This is a genomic window from Arthrobacter sp. zg-Y1219 (assembly GCF_030125545.1).
GTDB lineage: Bacteria > Actinomycetota > Actinomycetes > Actinomycetales > Micrococcaceae > Arthrobacter_B.
On the sequence record NZ_JASKLY010000003.1, the window covers coordinates 132,700 to 147,807 of the forward strand.

Below are 15,108 nucleotides of genomic sequence, written 5' to 3' on the forward strand. Positions count from 1 at the left end.
CGTCCCGCACCGCCCGAAAGGCCCTCCGTGTCAGAGCGAACCATTGTCATCACCGGCGCCAGTGACGGCATCGGTGCCGCCGCGGCCCGAAGCCTGCGCAGCCTCGGCAACCGCGTCGTCGTCGTCGGCCGGTCGCCCGAAAAAACCGCAGCGGTGGCCCGAGAGCTGGACAGCGATTACCTGCTGGCGGATTTTGCCCGGCTCGACGACGTCCGCGCCCTCGCTGAAACCCTGCTCGAGCGGTATCCGCGGATCGACGTCCTGGCGAACAACGCCGGAGGCATCATGGGCAAGCGCGAAGAGACAGTCGACGGCCATGAGAAGACGCTGCAGGTGAACCACCTCGCACCGTTCCTGCTCACCAACCTGCTGCTGGACCGCCTGACGGAATCCGGCGCCAGCGTCATCAACACCTCGAGCGTGGCCAACAGCCTCTTCGCGCACTTCGACGTCGACGATCTGGAAGCCCGCCGCAAGTACAGCCCGAACCGCGCCTACGGCAATGCCAAGCTGGCGAACATCCTCTTCACCCGAGAGCTGGACGCCAGATACCGCGGGCAGGGCATTTCAGCTGCGGCCTTCCATCCGGGCGCCGTGGCGTCGTCCTTCGCCGCAGGATCCACCAGCACCATGCGCGTGATGTACCGGACCGCGCTGAACCGGTTCCTGATCTCGCCGGACCAGGGCGCCCAGACACTGGTGTGGCTGGCCACCTCGGTGCCCGGAGAGGACTGGCAGTCCGGCAAGTACTACTACAAGCGCAAGATCTCCACTGCCAACAAGGACGCGTACGACGCCGCGCTCGCTACCCGGCTCTGGAACCAAAGCGCCGCAATGGTCGGGCTGCAGGCCGATAGGTAACCGTCGGCGAACTCTCCGCTACGAGCCGGCGCAGATCGGCCAGGGAGCCTGACACGGCTCCGGCGGCCCGCGCCTGTACCAGCACGTTGCCCAGCGCTGTTGCTTCCACCGGACCGGCAATCACCGGCAGCCCGGTGGCGTCGGCCGTCAGCTGGCACAGCAGCGAGTTCTGCGAGCCGCCCCCGACAATGTGCACGACGTCGATGTCCTGGCCGGACAGTTCGGCCGCCCGGGAGAGGGTGCGGGCGTAGGCGGCCGCCAGGGAATCCAGGATGCAGCGGGTCACCGCCGCCGGATCCTCCGGCAGCACCCCGCCGGAGGCCGTCACCGCGGCGCGGATCCGGCCGGGCATCTGCCCTGGCGCAATGAACTCGTCGGCGTCCACGTCAATCAGCGGCCCGCCGGGCGGCAGCTGGGCGGCAGCGGCCAGCAGGTCAGGCAGCTCCGGATCGACGCCGGCTTCGGTCCAGGTGCGCATTGATTCGCTCAGCAGCCACAGGCCGCCGACGTTGCGCAGATAGCGGATGGTGGCATCAACACCGCGTTCATTGGTGAAGTTGGCGCTGCGGCTGGCTTCAGTGAGGACCGGCTGCGCCAGTTCGATCCCGGCCAGTGACCAGGTTCCCGAGGAGATGTACGCGAATCCGGGCTGCAGCGCGGGCACCGCCGCCACTGCCGAGGCGGTGTCGTGCGAACCCACCGCCACCACGGGAGTGCCGGCGGGCAGGCCGGTGCGCTCGGCCACCGCCGGCAGCAGGACGCCCACCGTCTGCCCCGGCGCAATCAGCTCCGGAAACAGGTTTGCCGGCAGTCCCAGGGCGGAGAGGAACTCCGGGGCCCACTCCCCCGCCACGGCATCAAAGAGGCCGGTGGTGGAGGCATTGGTTTCCTCAGTGCGTCTTTTCCCGGTGAGCCAGAAGGCCAGCAGGTCAGGAATCAGGAGCGCCTGCCGCCCGGCCAGCTCGGACTCGCAGGCCAGCTGGTAGAGCGTGTTAAAGGGAAGATGCTGCAGCCCGGTCGTCGCGTACAGGGCCGCTTCCGCCAGCTTTTCGTGCACCAGCGGCACGACGGCGGCAGTCCGGCCGTCGCGGTAGCTGTGCGGCAGGGCCGCCATGGCGCCGTCGGCGTCGATCAGTCCGTAGTCCACCGCCCAGGTGTCGATTCCGATGCTGACGATCCGCTCGCCGCCCTCCGCCGTCCGTGCGGCGGCCAGGGAGAGTCCGGTGAGGACCTCGTCAAAAATTCCGCGCAGGTCCCAGCGCAGCGCCCCGTCGATTTCCCGGACACCGTTGGGAAACCGGTGCACGGTCTCCAGGGCGGGACCGCCGGGCCCCGTCCGGCCGAGGATGACCCGGCCGGACGAGGCACCAATGTCGACGGCGGCAAACACGCCGCCCGCAGCCCGCGTGTCCGGCGTGTTCGCGTTCATCGCAGGAAAGCCGCCGCCACGCCGGCGTCAACCGGAATGTGCAGGCCGGTGGTGTGCGAGAGGTCCTCGCCGGTCAGCACCGCCACCGCGTTGGCGACGTTTTCCGGAAGCACCTCGCGCTTGAGCAGGGTGCGCTGGGCGTAGAACTTGCCCAGCTCTTCCTCGGGCACGCCGTAGACCGCAGCACGCTTGGCGCCCCAGCCGCCGGCGAAGATGCCGGAGCCGCGGACCACGCCGTCGGGGTTGATGCCGTTGACCTTGATGCCGTACTCCCCCAGCTCAGCGGCCAGCAGGCGCACCTGGTGTGCCTGGTCGGCCTTGGTGGCGGAGTAGGCGATGTTGTTGGGCCCGGCGAAGACCGAGTTCTTGGAGGAGATGTAGATGATGTCCCCGCCCATGTCCTGGTCGATCAGCACCTTGGCCGCGGCCTTGGAGACAAAGAAGGAACCCTTGGCCATGACGTTGTGCTGCAGGTCCCAGTCTTTCTCGCTGGTTTCCAGCAGCGGCTTGGAGATGGACAGGCCGGCGTTGTTGACTACCAGGTCCAGGCCGCCGAAGGCGAGGACGGTGGCGTCGATGGCCGCCTGCACCTGCGCTTCATCGGTCACGTCCGCCTGCACGCCGACGGCGACGTCGGAGCCGCCCAGTTCGGCGGCCACCGCTTCGGCGTTCTCCAGGTCCAGGTCCGCGATGACCACGCAGGCGCCCTCGGCAGCCAGACGCGTGGCGATGGCCTTGCCGATGCCCGAGGCCGCACCGGTCACCAGGGCGATGCGCGTGGCGTGGGACTTCGGCTTCGGCAAACGCGCCAGCTTGGCTTCCTCCAGCGCCCAGTACTCGATCCGGAACTTTTCGGATTCCTCTATCGGAGAGTAAGTGGAAATGGCTTCGGCGCCGCGCATGACGTTGATGGCATTGATGTAGAACTCGCCGGCCACGCGAGCGGTCTGCTTGTTGGCACCGTAGGTGAACATGCCCACCCCGGGAATGAGGACGACGGCGGGGTCGGCGCCGCGCATCGCCGGCGAGTCTTCGCTGCGGTGGCGGTCATAGTACGCCCGGTACTCGGCGCGGTACTGCTCGTGCAGCTCCTTCAGGCGGGCAATGCTGTCCTCAATGGAGGCGTTGGCCGGCAGGTCCAGGATCAGCGGCTTGACCTTGGTGCGCAGGAAGTGGTCCGGGCAGGAGGTGCCCAGGGCACCCAGGCGCGGGTGTTCGGCACGTGCCAGGAAGTCCAGGACGACGGCGTCGTCGGTGAAGTGCCCCACCTGCGGCTTGTCGGTGGAGGCCAGACCGCGGATGACCGGAGCCAGGGCGGCTGCCTTGGCGCGGCGTTCGGCTTCGCTCAGCGGCGAGTAGCCCGGCAGCACAGCGCCGAAGGGGTCCTGCCGGCCATTTCCGGCGATGAAGGCTTCAGCGGTTTCGATGATCCACAGCGAGTTTGCCTCGGCTTCCTCGGACGTGGCGCCCCAGGCAGTGATGCCGTGGCCGCCGAGGATGGTGCCGATCGCCTGCGGGTTGGCTTCCTTGATGGCCGCAATGTCCAGGCCGAGCTGAAAGCCCGGACGGCGCCAGGGCACCCAGACCACCTTGGAGCCGAAGATCTTCTGCGTCAGCGCTTCGCCGTCGGCTGCTGTGGCGATGGCGATCCCGGAGTCCGGATGCAGGTGGTCAACGTGCGCGGCGTCGACCAGGCCGTGCATGGCGGTGTCGATGGAGGGGGCGGCGCCGCCCTTGCCGTGGAGGCAGTAGTCGAAGGCCGCCACCATTTCGTCCTCGCGGTCCAGGCCCGGGTAGGTGCTGACCATGGCGCGCATGCGGTCCAGCCGCAGGACGGCCAGGCCGGATTCCTTCAGGGTGCCCAGGTCTCCGCCGGAGCCCTTGACCCAGAGCAGTTCGACGTCCTCCCCGGTGACCGGGTCGGCGGCGGTGCCCTTGGCGGAGGTGTTTCCGCCGGCGTAGTTGGTGTTGCGCTTGTCGGCTCCGAGACGGTTCGAGCGGGCGATCAGCGCGCTGACGGTTTCGTTGGTCATGTTCTTAGGCTCCCCATCCCGCCTGCTGGCCGCCCTGGCGTTCGGTGTTGATCTTGTCCTGGTAGCCGCTGGCCGCGTAGGCGGCCATCGGATCCGCAGGCAGTCCGCGGGACTCGCGCCACTGCGCCAGGCCCGGACGGACATCGGTGTAGAAAGCGTCCATGAAGACGGCATTGGCGCCGAGCACGTAACCGGCGGCCTGTGCCGCATCCAGTGCGTCGGAATCGACCAGCAGGGCCCGGGCCATCATTTCCTGCACATTGAGCACGGAACGGATCTGGCCGGGGATCTTCTCTTCGAGGTTGTGGCACTGGTCCAGCATCAGGGAGACGCCGCTGTCCGGGCCGAAGCCGCCGCCGCGGACAACCTCGAAGAGGATCCGGAAGAGCTGGAACGGGTCGGCCGAGCCGACAATCAGGTCATCGTCAGCGTAGAAGCGGGAGTTGAAGTCGAACGAGCCGAGCTTGCCCAGGCGCAGCAGCTGGGCCACGATGAATTCAATGTTGGTGCCCGGCGCGTGGTGGCCGGTGTCGAGGCAGACCAGGGCCTTCTCGCCCAGGGCCAGGGTGTGCGCGTAGGACGTGCCCCAGTCGGGAACGTCGGTGTGATAGAAAGCCGGCTCGAAGAACTTGTACTCGAGGACCAAGCGCTGGTCGTCGCCGAGGCGGTCGTAGACCTTCCGCAGTGATTCCCCCAGCCAGTCCTGCCGCGAGCGCATGTTGCCCTGCCCGGGGTAGTTGGTGCCGTCCGCGAGCCAGATCTTCAGGTCCCGTGAGCCGGTCTGGTGCATGACGTCGATGCAGTCATACATGTGGTCAATGGCCTTCTGCCGCACTGCGGGGTTGCTGTGCGTGAGGCTGCCGAACTTGTACTCGTCGTCCTGGAACGTGTTGGAGTTCACCGTTCCCAGGGCGATGTTGTGTTCCTTGGCGTAGGCGCCCAGCTCCGCGTAGTCGTCAACCTTGTCCCAGGGAATGTGCAGGGCGACGGCGGGGGCCAACCCGGTCAGTTCGTTGACCTTGGCTGCATCGGCGATCTTCTCCCGGATGGTGCGCGGCGTGCCGGGGGTCGCGAAAACCTTGAAACGGGTGCCGGAATTTCCGTAGGCCCATGAGGGAACCTCGATTCCCAGGCCCTCCAGGGCGGGAAGGATGTCGGTCAGTGACGTCATTGGCTGTACTCCAAGCTGGGCGGGAAGGTGGAAAGCGATTCCTGCGGACGCCGGCGCGCCCTGGCCGCTGCTGAACCGAAAGATGCGGAACAGCGGCGGACGCTGGGAGCTGAACGAACGGCGCGGCCCGCGAGGCTTTGAATCGTTTCATTAATACGATTCAAACATAGGGTTTCCGCGATAGGCTGTCAAGACAGAGGCGGCACGAAATCAGGGGATCACTATGGCAGCGAGCATAAAAGAGGTGGCGGCGCGTGCCGGCGTGGCCGTGGGAACCGTATCGAACGTCCTGAACCATCCGGACCGGGTGTCTGCGCCCACCCTCGAACGGGTGATGGACGCCGTCAACGCACTGGGTTTTGTCCGCAACGACGCGGCCCGCCAGCTGCGGGCCGGCCAGAGCCGCACCATCGGCCTGATCGTGCTTGACTCCTCCAACCCGTTTTTTGCCGCCGTCGCCCGTGCGGCCGAAAACGAGGCCACCCGCCACGGCGCAGACATCATCCTCGGCAACAGCGGCAATGATCCGGCGCGCGAAGCACGCTACGTCACCCTGTTCGAGGAGCAGCGGGTCCAGGGTGTGCTGATCTCGCCCGCCGGAGACATCAGCAGCCGCCTCGGCTCCCTGCGGGACCGCGGCGTTGCTGCCGTCCTGGTGGACCGTGAAGGCGATCCGTCGGTCCACAGTTCCGTCTCGGTGGACGACACCGCCGGAGGAACCATGGCCGCGGAGCACCTGCTCGAGACCGGACGACGGCGGCTGGCCTTCGTGGGCGGCTCCCCCGGCATCCGGCAGGTCGCCGACCGGCTGGCCGGCGCCCGCAGCGCCGTCATCAAGGTTCCGGGAGCCAGCCTTGAGGTACTGGAGGCCGCTGACATGACAGTCCTCGCCGGACGGGCCGTCGGCCAGGAGCTGGTGGAGCGGGGCAGGGATCAACTGCCGGAGGCCATCTTCTGCGCCAACGACCTCCTGGCGGTGGGCGTGCTGCAGTCCCTGCTGCTGATCAACGGGCTGCGCGTGCCGCAGGACGTGGCACTGATCGGCTACGACGACATCGATTTCGCCCAGTCCACCGTGGTTCCCCTCTCCTCGATCCGCCAGCCGGCCGAGGAGATCGGGCGGACCGCCGTCGCACTTCTGCAGGAACAGCTGGGGGACTCTCCGGCTCCGCCCCGCCAGGTGCGTTTTACGCCCGAACTCGTGGCCAGGCAGAGCACCCGGACCTAGCCCGGCACCTCCCGGCGCTGCCACCTCACCGCTGCTTCTTAACGGCTCTTCCATAACCGCTGCTTCTTGACCGCTGCTTCTTAACCGCCCGCCGGGTGTTACCGGCGCTTCCCGCTGGCTACCGTGGAAGGACCGGTGCGATCCGGGCGAGCAGAGAGGCGAAGTCCATGCACGACTCATCAGGCATCAACGTTTCCGTTCCGCCTTCGGGGCCGGGCTGCGTGGAGTGCACGGCGGAGGGAAGCTGGTGGTTCCATTTGCGCCGTTGCGCCGAGTGCGGCCACATCGGCTGCTGCGACTCATCCCCGAACCGGCATGCCACGGCGCACGAAGCCTCGACCGGCCATCCGGTAATCCGGAGCTTTGAGCCGGGCGAAGACTGGTTCTGGGACTACCGGACCAGTTCGGCCTTCGAAGGCCCGGTCCTGGCGGCGCCGGACTCCCATCCGCCGAGCCAGAGCGTCCCCGGTCCCGCGGGCCTGGTTCCGCCGGACTGGGTCTCCAAGCTGGCCCGGTGACGCACGTCCCGGGATTCCAAGATCCCGACAACCAGACCCGAAACCCCAGACCCCAGACCCCCAGAGCCCCAGGCCCCGGACCCCAAACCCACAGAGCCCGGACGCGCCGACGCGCCGTCATGCAGCTCACAAAGATCCGCACGCTCCCATGTTTACAGCGTAAGCTGGAGCTATGACTCGTACATATATCGTTACTGGATCAGGATCGGGAATCGGCGCCGCTACTGCCGAGCTGCTGCGCGAACGCGGTTACACAGTGGTTGGCGTTGACCTGCGCGGCGCTGAGGTCGAAGCGGACCTGAGCACTCCGGAGGGCCGGCGCGCAGCCGCCGACAAGGCACTCGAGCTGGCCGACGGCCGCGTCGATGCCGTGATCGCCTGCGCAGGCATCTCCGCGCCCGCGCCCATCACCGTCGCAGTGAACTTCTTCGGCGTCACGGAATTCCTCGAGCTGCTGGCACCGGTGCTGGCCAAGAGCGACGCTCCGCGCGCCGCCGTGGTCAGCTCCATGGCTTCCCTGCAGCAGAACTCCCCCGAGCTGGTGGAGGCCCTGCTGGCCGGGGATGAAGCCCGCGCCCTGGAAATCGGCGCCGCACTGGCCGAGCAGGGTCCTCGCGTCGGATACCTCAACTACCCGTCCTCCAAGCGCGCCCTCAGCCGCTGGGTGCGCCGCGCCGCCGTGACCGAGCAGTGGGCAGGCGCCGGCATCCCGCTGAACGCCGTCGCTCCCGGCACCGTCCTCTCCGCCATGACCAAGGACCTGCTGTCCACACCGGAAGGCCGCCAGATGGTGGACTCCTCGGTGCCCATGCCGCTGAACGGCCACTCCGAGCCCGTTGTCATTGCCCGGCTGCTGGCCTGGCTGACGAGCGAGGAAAACACGCACACCACCGGCCAGACCATCTACACCGACGGCGGCGCCGACGCCACCCTGCGCGGCGACGACATCTGGGGCGGGGCCGGCCAGAGCATCTCGGCCGGCTAAGCAGCACCGCCGGCTAGCCAGCGCCGCCGGCTAAGCAGCACCTCCGCCGGCCAACCAGCACTGCCGGCTAACCAGCACGACGGCGGCTCCGGAACCGAGGTTCCCGGGCCGCCGTTCGCGTTTCCGGATGCCGGACTTCCTGCCGCATAATCCCCAGCCGCAGCGAAAGATAGGCCAAGCCCCCCACCGGAATCGGCAACCAGAACTGCACCACCCGCCAGGACAGCACGCCCAGCACCGCCACATGGTCCGGCGCCCCAAATCCCACGAGCATCGGCACCAGCACCCCCTCGACCAGGCCGAGGCCACCCGGCGTCAGCGGCACGAGGGCCACCAATTTAGCCAGCGAATACGCCAGGAGCAGCTCGCCCGGCTGCAGGACATGCCCGAACGCGGCCAGAAAGACCCAGAGGGCAGCGGCATCCAGAACGTACCGCAACGCCGCCAGCAGCGCTGCCGCAGCCGGCCGCCGGGGATTCCCGCGGAACATATGCACTTCCGCCGCAATCGTCCGGACAAACTGCTCGGCTGACTCCGGATGGATCAGCCGGACGGTGCGCGCAATTCCCCGTGCCGCCCGAACGGCACCCTCCAAGTGCCGTTCAAGCAGCGCCAGGGCCACCAAGGCGAGTGCGAGCAGAACCAGCACGACCGCTCCGGCCGTGGCAAGCGACCGGCCGCCGGCGCTGCCGTCCCGGCCGAAAAGCAGGCCGGCCGCAAACAGCCCGGCCAGCACCAAGTTGCTTCCGAGCACTTGTATCGTGGCGGCGCTGAGCGCGTTGTCCGCTTGCACACCGCAGCGCGTCAGCAGGCGGAACCTGACCGCTGCCGCCGTCGCGCCCCCGCCGGGAACAGTATGGTTCACTGCCAAGTCACACAAGTCGATCCGGAACAGGGTGAAAAACCCTGGACTGTCGTCCCCAAGCAGCACCGCCCGCGTCAACAGGCTGTAGCTGGCCAGAGACGCCGCCTCAAGCAGCAGTGCAAACAGCACAAGAACCGGCGGAAGCCGCCGCAGTGCCGCAACGACGTTGTCCGACCCCACCAGCTGCGGCAGGACAACGTACTCAACCACCAGCACCACGGCCAGGATCGCCGCCATCCAGCGAAGCAGGCGGCTGCTTCGCACGCGGCGCCAATCCGCACTCAGGTGGTGCCGGGTCATCAATCAAGGACAGCAGACGCCCGGGGTTCAGGCTAGAGCAAGGAAGGCTGATCAGCGCGGCAGCGCTGAAGCAGATGCCAAGCCGAAGCAGATGCAAAGTTGCACCCCGCCGGCGCGGGGAACCGCGGAGCGGGGCGTTGCTACAGTTATGGTGACGCACGATCACGACGGCCTGCGCCATTGCCACCGGGTAGTGGAGATGGTCGACGGACGGCTCATCAACCCGTAACCGCAGCAAACAGGAGGGCTTGTGCCCCGCATCACCGCCCCCACGGTCGCAGCACACCGCGCGGCCCAGCAACGGGCGCTTCTGGATGCGGCACGCACCCTACTCGCCCAGACGGGCGAGGCCCCCAGCATGGCCGACGTGGCCGCGCTGGCCGGCCTCGCCCGCCCAAGCGCCTATCAGTATTACAAGTCACGCCAGGACCTGCTCCACGCCCTGGTCCTGGACGTCTTTCCGCGGTGGGCTCAGCGGGTCGAGGAGGCCATGCGTGCCGAGCCCGAACCGGCCGACCGGATCCTTGCCTACGTGCTGACGAACATCGCCCTGGTGGCCGAGGGCGAGCACGCCGTGGGAAACGCCCTCGCGGCCGTCGCGCCCAGTGAGGAACTCAACACGCAGAGTGCCATGATGCACTCAAAGCTGCTGGATCCCTTGGTCAGCACACTCCAGGAGCTGGGCTCCCCGGATCCGGCCGCCACTGCCGAACTCATCAACGGGATTGTCCATACCGCGACCAAGCTGCTCGATGGCGAAAGGACGCAGGACGCCGTCACGGCACGCGTCACCGAACTTTTGGAACCCTACGTACGGGAGCACCGCCGCAGCGCTCCCGGAGAGCAGCAGCCGTGAACAACACTTTCCGCAGCACCCCTGGCCGCGCCGGACGCAGCCTTTACCTGTTCCTGGCCCTCGACGTCGTCCTCATCGTCCTGTTTGCCGCCCTCGGCCGGGACACGCATGAGCACGGGTTGGACCCGGCCGGCATCCTCATCACCGCCTCCCCCTTCCTGGCCGCCTGCCTGGCCGGCTGGGCACTCCTGGGGCGGCGGCACTCCCCTGCTGCCCTCTGGCCTTCCGGGGTGGCCCTGTGGCTGCTCACCGTAGTTGCCGGACTGGGAATCCGCGCCCTGGCCGGCGGCGGCGTTGCCCCGAGCTTCGCAGTGGTGACCCTGTGCGTCCTCGGTGCTTTCCTGCTGCTCCCCCGCGCTGCGGCGGCCCTGGTGCTCCGCGGCCGATCCCCGGGTGCCGGCAGCAGCGCCACCAGCGCTTCGGGCGGCGCTTCAGGCGGCGCTTCAGGCGGCGCTTCAGATAGGCTCGAAGGCAGGGCATAACGCCTCCGCCACACGGCAGCACCACGAAAGGGCTTCCCATGATCACCGCTTTTGTACTCATCCAGACCGACTCAGCGCGCATCCCAGAATGTGCCGAAGAGATCTCTGAGATCGAAGGCATCAGCGAGGTCTACTCGGTGACCGGCGAGTGGGACCTCATTGCGATCGCCCGGGTGCGCCGCCATGAAGATTTGGCCGATGCCATTGCCAACCGGCTGTCGAAGGTGGAGGGCGTGATCGGAACCACCACGCAGATCGCGTTCCGCGCCTATTCACAGCACGACCTCGACGCTGCGTTTTCCCTGGGGTTCGACAGCTGAAACCAGCGGATTCCGCGGGCTGAAACCGGCAGTTTTCGACCCGTAAATATTCCAATATCCGCACCGTGCCGGACACATTTGGATAACGTTTTTTGGATCCGGCCGTGTTGGGCCAGGTTGGCGCCGCGAGGTGAAAATTCCTGCTGTGGAAGACAAAAATGAGGCCGTCCCGGGTGCGGGAAACGGCCTCATGTTTCGTTCTTTTTGCCTGCTCCGGGGCCCTGATCAGCGCGTTATTTCGACCCAGCGCCCCAGCGCGGCCTGCGCATGGCCGCCGTCGATGGCAGCCTCGGCACGCCGGATTCCGGAGGCCAGGCGTTTCGTCAGGCTGCCGGCGGCGTCGGTGTCCAGGGCCACAAGGGCAGCCGCCGCATTGAGGACAACTGCATCGCGCACCGGCCCCTTGTCGCCGGCCAGGACACTGCGAACCACTGCGGCGTTGACGGTGGCGTCTCCGCCCCTCAGATCGTCCAGCGTCGCCCGGGGTATCCCGAGGTCCAGAGGGTCCACCTTTGACGTCTCCACGGCCCCGTCGCGGACCTCCCAGACGTTGGACACGCCGGTGGTGGTCATCTCGTCGAGTCCGTCTTCCCCGCGGAACACCAATGCGCGCACGCCGCGCGCGGCCAGGACACCGGCGATCAGCGGGGCCAGCCGGGCATCAGCCACGCCGATGGCCGAAGCGGCCGGTCGTGCGGGGTTGGTCAGCGGCCCCATGAAGTTGAACGCAGTGGGGACTCCCATTTCCCGGCGCGGCACGGCGGCGTAGCGCATGGACGGATGGAACACCTGGGCAAAGCAGAAGGTGATGCCCGCGGTGAGCGCCGCTTCGGCGACGCGGTCCACGCTCAGGTCCAGCCGCACGCCCAGTGCCTCGATGACGTCCGCGGACCCCGACGACGACGACGACGCCCGGTTGCCGTGTTTGACGACCTTGGCACCGGCCCCCGCGCAGACGAGGGCAGCCATGGTGGAAATGTTGACGGTGTTGTGGCGGTCTCCTCCGGTGCCGACGATGTCCAATGTCTCACCGGGTATCTCGATCGGCCGGGCATTTTCCAGCATGGCCTCCACCAGGCCGGTCAGCTCCTCCACGGTTTCCCCCTTGGCCCGCAAGGCCACCAGGAAGCCCGCCACCTGGGCGTCCGAGGCTTCCCCCGCCATGATCGCGTTCATTGCCCAGCGGGTCTGGTCCGCGGGCAGGTCCTGCCGCGAAATCAGGGCGTTGAGCAGCAGCGGCCAGGTGTGTTCGGAGCTCGGATTCGTAGTCACATCCCCAAGGTTATCTACGAATCGTAGAAAATACTGATTTGTTTCTGGGGAGCCACTTCCGCGCCGTTACTGGGATCGGCGGGGTTTCGGCACTATTTAGACTCGCCGTACGTCTTTATCTGTTGGAGAACTGGGCAGTTTTACGTCCATAATGTCTATGTGACAACAGCGACCCATGCCCCCAGTACCCCGGCTCACCCCACGCTGAACCGCCCCAACATGGTTTCCGTAGGAACCGTAGTGTGGCTGGCCAGCGAACTGATGTTTTTCGCCGCCCTTTTTGCCATGTACTTCACGCTTCGCTCGACCTCGAGCGATCTGTGGGCCATGGAGACGGAGAAGCTCAACGTTCCGTTTGCGTTTGCCAACACGGTGATCCTCGTTCTTAGTTCCGTTACCTGCCAGTTCGGCGTCTTCGCCGCAGAACGCCTCCAGCCGCGCCGCACCGGAGGACTGTTCCAAGTCTCCCGTTGGGGCATGGTCGAGTGGTTCCTCCTCACCTTCGTCATGGGCGCGGTGTTCGTGTCCGTCCAGGCCTACGAGTACGCAATGCTCGTGACTGAAGGAGTCTCGCTTTCCTCGAACTCCTACGGTTCGGCGTTCTACCTGACGACCGGCTTCCATGGCCTTCACGTCACCGGTGGTCTGATCGCGTTCCTGTTCATCATTGGACGCGCCTACGCAGCAAAGCGATTCGGCCACTTCGAAGCCACCTCTGCGATCGTGACGTCTTACTACTGGCACTTCGTGGACGTAGTCTGGATTGCCCTGTTCGTCATCATCTACTTCCTCAAGTAACAACTGCTTGAGCCGGCAACCCTTAAGAAATCCACAGTGGCACCAGCACACCAAAGACCACACAAGTTAGGAACCACCAAGTGAAGGCACTATCGCAAAGGCGACGTCATCCCCTAGCAGCAGTTGCGCTGCTGCTGCTGGGACTCCTCGTTACGGGTGGGCTCTACGCAGCCGTAAGCGGCGCCAACGAGGCCCAGGCTGCAAGCACCGCCTACACGGCTGATGACGAAAACCAGGGCGAGAAGCTCTTCATCGCCAACTGCGCCACCTGCCACGGCATGGAGGCATCGGGCTCCGAAAACGGACCGTCCCTCGTAGGTGTCGGCGCCGCGTCCGTCGACTTCCAGGTCGGCACCGGCCGCATGCCGATGGCCATGCACGGTCCTCAGGCCCAGCAGAAGCCCGTTCAGTTCACCGAGGAACAGACGAGCCAGCTTGCTGCCTACGTCGCCAGCCTCGGCGCCGGCCCCACTGTTCCGGACGCCGAGTACACGGACGCCGCAGCCGGCGATGCAGCCGAGGGCGGCGAGCTCTTCCGCGTCAACTGCGCCATGTGCCACAACGCTGCCGGCGCCGGCGGCGCCCTGACCGAGGGCAAGTTTGCCCCGTCCCTGGACGGCGTCTCCGAGAAGCACATCTACGAGGCCATGGTCACGGGCCCGCAGAACATGCCCGTCTTCAACGACGCCAACATCTCCCCTGAGGACAAGCAGAGCATCATCGCTTTCCTCAAGAACATCGAAGCCAACGGCTCCCCGGGCGGCGCCGAACTCGGCGCCCTGGGCCCCGTCTCGGAAGGCCTGTTCATCTGGACGGCCGGGCTTGGCCTCGTCATTGCTTTCACCATTTGGTTGACCGCCCGGTCTTCCTAGACATCACCCGCGCTCACCTCTCGGGGTGACATCACAGTTACACATAGGTCTATAAATGCAGTTTCAAGAGAAGGATGAGGGGGATCATGGGCGACCATAGTCACGGCAGTCCGAACACCTCGGGCACCGTCGCTACGGCTGGCCAGGGCGACGAAGAGAAGTTCCGGAATCCGGGACTTCCTCCGCACCGCCCTCGCCTGGCTGATACGAATCCCCGCGCTGAAAAGCGTGCCGAGCGGCAGGTGGCGGCACTGTTCGTCATCTCCATCATCGGTACGCTCGTGTTTTTTGTCGGCTACTTCGGCATCAAGCTTGAAGGCGGCCACACCATTGCGGACCTCAGGGTGCAGAACCTGCTCCTGGGGCTGGGAACTGCCTTCGCGATGCTGGGCATCGGCGTCGGCATTGTCCACTGGGCCAAGACGCTCATGCCGGACCACGAAGTCATCGAGGAACGGCATGAAATCCGTCCCGAGGAAGACCGGGCAGTCGCCGAAAAGATGCTGGGCGACATCGTCGAAGAGACGGGCATCAAGCGCCGCCCGCTGATCCGCAACACCCTGCTGGGTGCCATGGTTCTTGCACCCCTTCCGGCGATCGCCGTGTTCCGCGACCTTGGTCCGCTTCCCGGCAACACCCTGCGCCACACCATGTGGGCCGACGGCGTGCACCTGACCCGCGATCCCAGCGGAACCCGGATCAAGGCATCGGATGTGACGCTGGGCTCTGCCTTCCACGTCATTCCCGAGGGCCTGAACGAGTCCGAGCACAAGCTGGAGGAGAAGGCCAAGGCCGTCGTCCTGCTGATGCGCCTGGATCCGAGCTCGCTCAACCCCTCCCCCGGACGCGAAGACTGGAACGTCGACGGCATCGTCGCCTACTCCAAGATCTGCACCCACGTGGGTTGCCCGGTTGCGCTGTACGAACAGCACACCCACCACCTGCTCTGCCCGTGCCACCAGTCCACCTTTGACCTGACGCAGGAATGCAAGGTCATCTTCGGACCGGCTGTCCACCCGCTTCCGCAGCTGCCCATCGCCGTTGACAGCGATGGCTACCTGATCGCGACCAGCGATTTCCATGAACCTGTTGGACCGAGCTACTGGGAGCGTGGCTAA

15 protein-coding genes are annotated in these 15,108 nt (G+C 66.6%); 10 read left to right on the forward strand and 5 right to left on the reverse strand.

Features of this window, described 5'->3' with window-relative positions; translation table 11 throughout:
- Window positions 1-27 precede the first annotated feature (27 nt).
- Window positions 28-861 (forward strand): SDR family NAD(P)-dependent oxidoreductase, encoded by an 834-nt coding sequence (locus QNO00_RS01800; RefSeq protein ID WP_284023442.1) that lies wholly within the window; start codon window positions 28-30, stop codon window positions 859-861.
- Here the strand turns inward: QNO00_RS01800 and QNO00_RS01805 are convergent.
- From QNO00_RS01805 to rhaI, 3 genes are read right to left on the reverse strand one after another with little or no spacing between them, the layout of a single operon-like run.
- Window positions 806-2,290 (reverse strand): rhamnulokinase, encoded by a 1,485-nt coding sequence (locus tag QNO00_RS01805; protein WP_284023443.1) that lies wholly within the window; start codon window positions 2,288-2,290, stop codon window positions 806-808. The two genes, QNO00_RS01800 and QNO00_RS01805, sit on opposite strands and share 56 nt — an antisense overlap.
- Window positions 2,287-4,323 (reverse strand): bifunctional aldolase/short-chain dehydrogenase, encoded by a 2,037-nt coding sequence (locus QNO00_RS01810; protein WP_284023444.1) that lies wholly within the window; start codon window positions 4,321-4,323, stop codon window positions 2,287-2,289. Before QNO00_RS01810 ends, QNO00_RS01805 begins: the two co-directional genes overlap by 4 nt.
- Window positions 4,324-4,327: 4 nt before the next feature.
- The gene (gene rhaI, locus QNO00_RS01815; RefSeq protein WP_284023445.1) at window positions 4,328-5,494 is read right to left on the reverse strand and encodes an L-rhamnose isomerase; all 1,167 of its coding nucleotides are present in this window, start codon (window positions 5,492-5,494) and stop codon (window positions 4,328-4,330) included.
- 217 nt (window positions 5,495-5,711) lie between these two features.
- On the opposite strand from rhaI, the gene QNO00_RS01820 reads away from it, so the two are divergent.
- From QNO00_RS01820 to QNO00_RS01830, 3 genes are all read left to right on the forward strand, one after another.
- Complete coding sequence (locus QNO00_RS01820; RefSeq protein ID WP_284023546.1) at window positions 5,712-6,722, forward strand: LacI family DNA-binding transcriptional regulator; 1,011 nt, start codon at window positions 5,712-5,714, stop codon at window positions 6,720-6,722.
- Window positions 6,723-6,889: 167 nt separating this feature from the next.
- Window positions 6,890-7,240, forward strand: a complete 351-nt coding sequence (locus QNO00_RS01825) for a UBP-type zinc finger domain-containing protein (RefSeq protein WP_284023446.1) — start codon at window positions 6,890-6,892, stop codon at window positions 7,238-7,240.
- Window positions 7,241-7,412: 172 nt separating this feature from the next.
- Entirely contained in the window at window positions 7,413-8,225 is an 813-nt protein-coding gene (locus QNO00_RS01830; RefSeq protein ID WP_229965627.1) for an SDR family oxidoreductase, read from the forward strand.
- Window positions 8,226-8,292: 67 nt separating this feature from the next.
- Here the strand turns inward: QNO00_RS01830 and QNO00_RS01835 are convergent, their stop codons facing one another.
- The gene (locus tag QNO00_RS01835) at window positions 8,293-9,354 is read right to left on the reverse strand and encodes a lysylphosphatidylglycerol synthase transmembrane domain-containing protein (protein ID WP_284023447.1); all 1,062 of its coding nucleotides are present in this window, start codon (window positions 9,352-9,354) and stop codon (window positions 8,293-8,295) included.
- Between the two features lie 286 nt (window positions 9,355-9,640).
- Between QNO00_RS01835 and QNO00_RS01840 the strand changes: the two genes are divergently transcribed.
- The 3 genes from QNO00_RS01840 to QNO00_RS01850 are packed head-to-tail and all read left to right on the forward strand — an operon-like array spanning window position 9,641 to window position 11,048.
- The gene (locus tag QNO00_RS01840; RefSeq protein WP_284023448.1) at window positions 9,641-10,246 is read left to right on the forward strand and encodes a TetR/AcrR family transcriptional regulator; all 606 of its coding nucleotides are present in this window, start codon (window positions 9,641-9,643) and stop codon (window positions 10,244-10,246) included.
- Window positions 10,243-10,728: a DUF3054 domain-containing protein gene (locus QNO00_RS01845; RefSeq protein WP_284023449.1), complete on the forward strand. Its 486-nt coding sequence runs from the start codon at window positions 10,243-10,245 to the stop codon at window positions 10,726-10,728. Before QNO00_RS01840 ends, QNO00_RS01845 begins: the two co-directional genes overlap by 4 nt.
- A gap of 38 nt (window positions 10,729-10,766) precedes the next feature.
- On the forward strand, window positions 10,767-11,048 hold the full coding sequence (locus QNO00_RS01850; RefSeq protein ID WP_229965623.1) for an Lrp/AsnC family transcriptional regulator: 282 nt from the start codon (window positions 10,767-10,769) through the stop codon (window positions 11,046-11,048).
- Window positions 11,049-11,273: 225 nt separating this feature from the next.
- Here the strand turns inward: QNO00_RS01850 and trpD are convergent, their stop codons facing one another.
- Window positions 11,274-12,320 (reverse strand): anthranilate phosphoribosyltransferase, encoded by a 1,047-nt coding sequence (gene trpD, locus QNO00_RS01855; RefSeq protein ID WP_284023450.1) that lies wholly within the window; start codon window positions 12,318-12,320, stop codon window positions 11,274-11,276.
- Between the two features lie 159 nt (window positions 12,321-12,479).
- Between trpD and ctaE the strand changes: the two genes are divergently transcribed.
- From ctaE to qcrA, 3 genes are all read left to right on the forward strand, one after another.
- Window positions 12,480-13,118 carry an aa3-type cytochrome oxidase subunit III gene (gene ctaE / locus QNO00_RS01860; RefSeq protein WP_229965621.1) on the forward strand — a complete coding sequence of 213 codons (639 nt, stop codon included), beginning with the start codon at window positions 12,480-12,482 and terminating at the stop codon, window positions 13,116-13,118.
- An 80-nt stretch (window positions 13,119-13,198) separates the two neighbouring features.
- Window positions 13,199-13,990 (forward strand): cytochrome bc1 complex diheme cytochrome c subunit, encoded by a 792-nt coding sequence (qcrC, locus tag QNO00_RS01865; protein ID WP_229965620.1) that lies wholly within the window; start codon window positions 13,199-13,201, stop codon window positions 13,988-13,990.
- An 86-nt stretch (window positions 13,991-14,076) separates the two neighbouring features.
- Entirely contained in the window at window positions 14,077-15,108 is a 1,032-nt protein-coding gene (gene qcrA / locus QNO00_RS01870; RefSeq protein ID WP_229965619.1) for a cytochrome bc1 complex Rieske iron-sulfur subunit, read from the forward strand.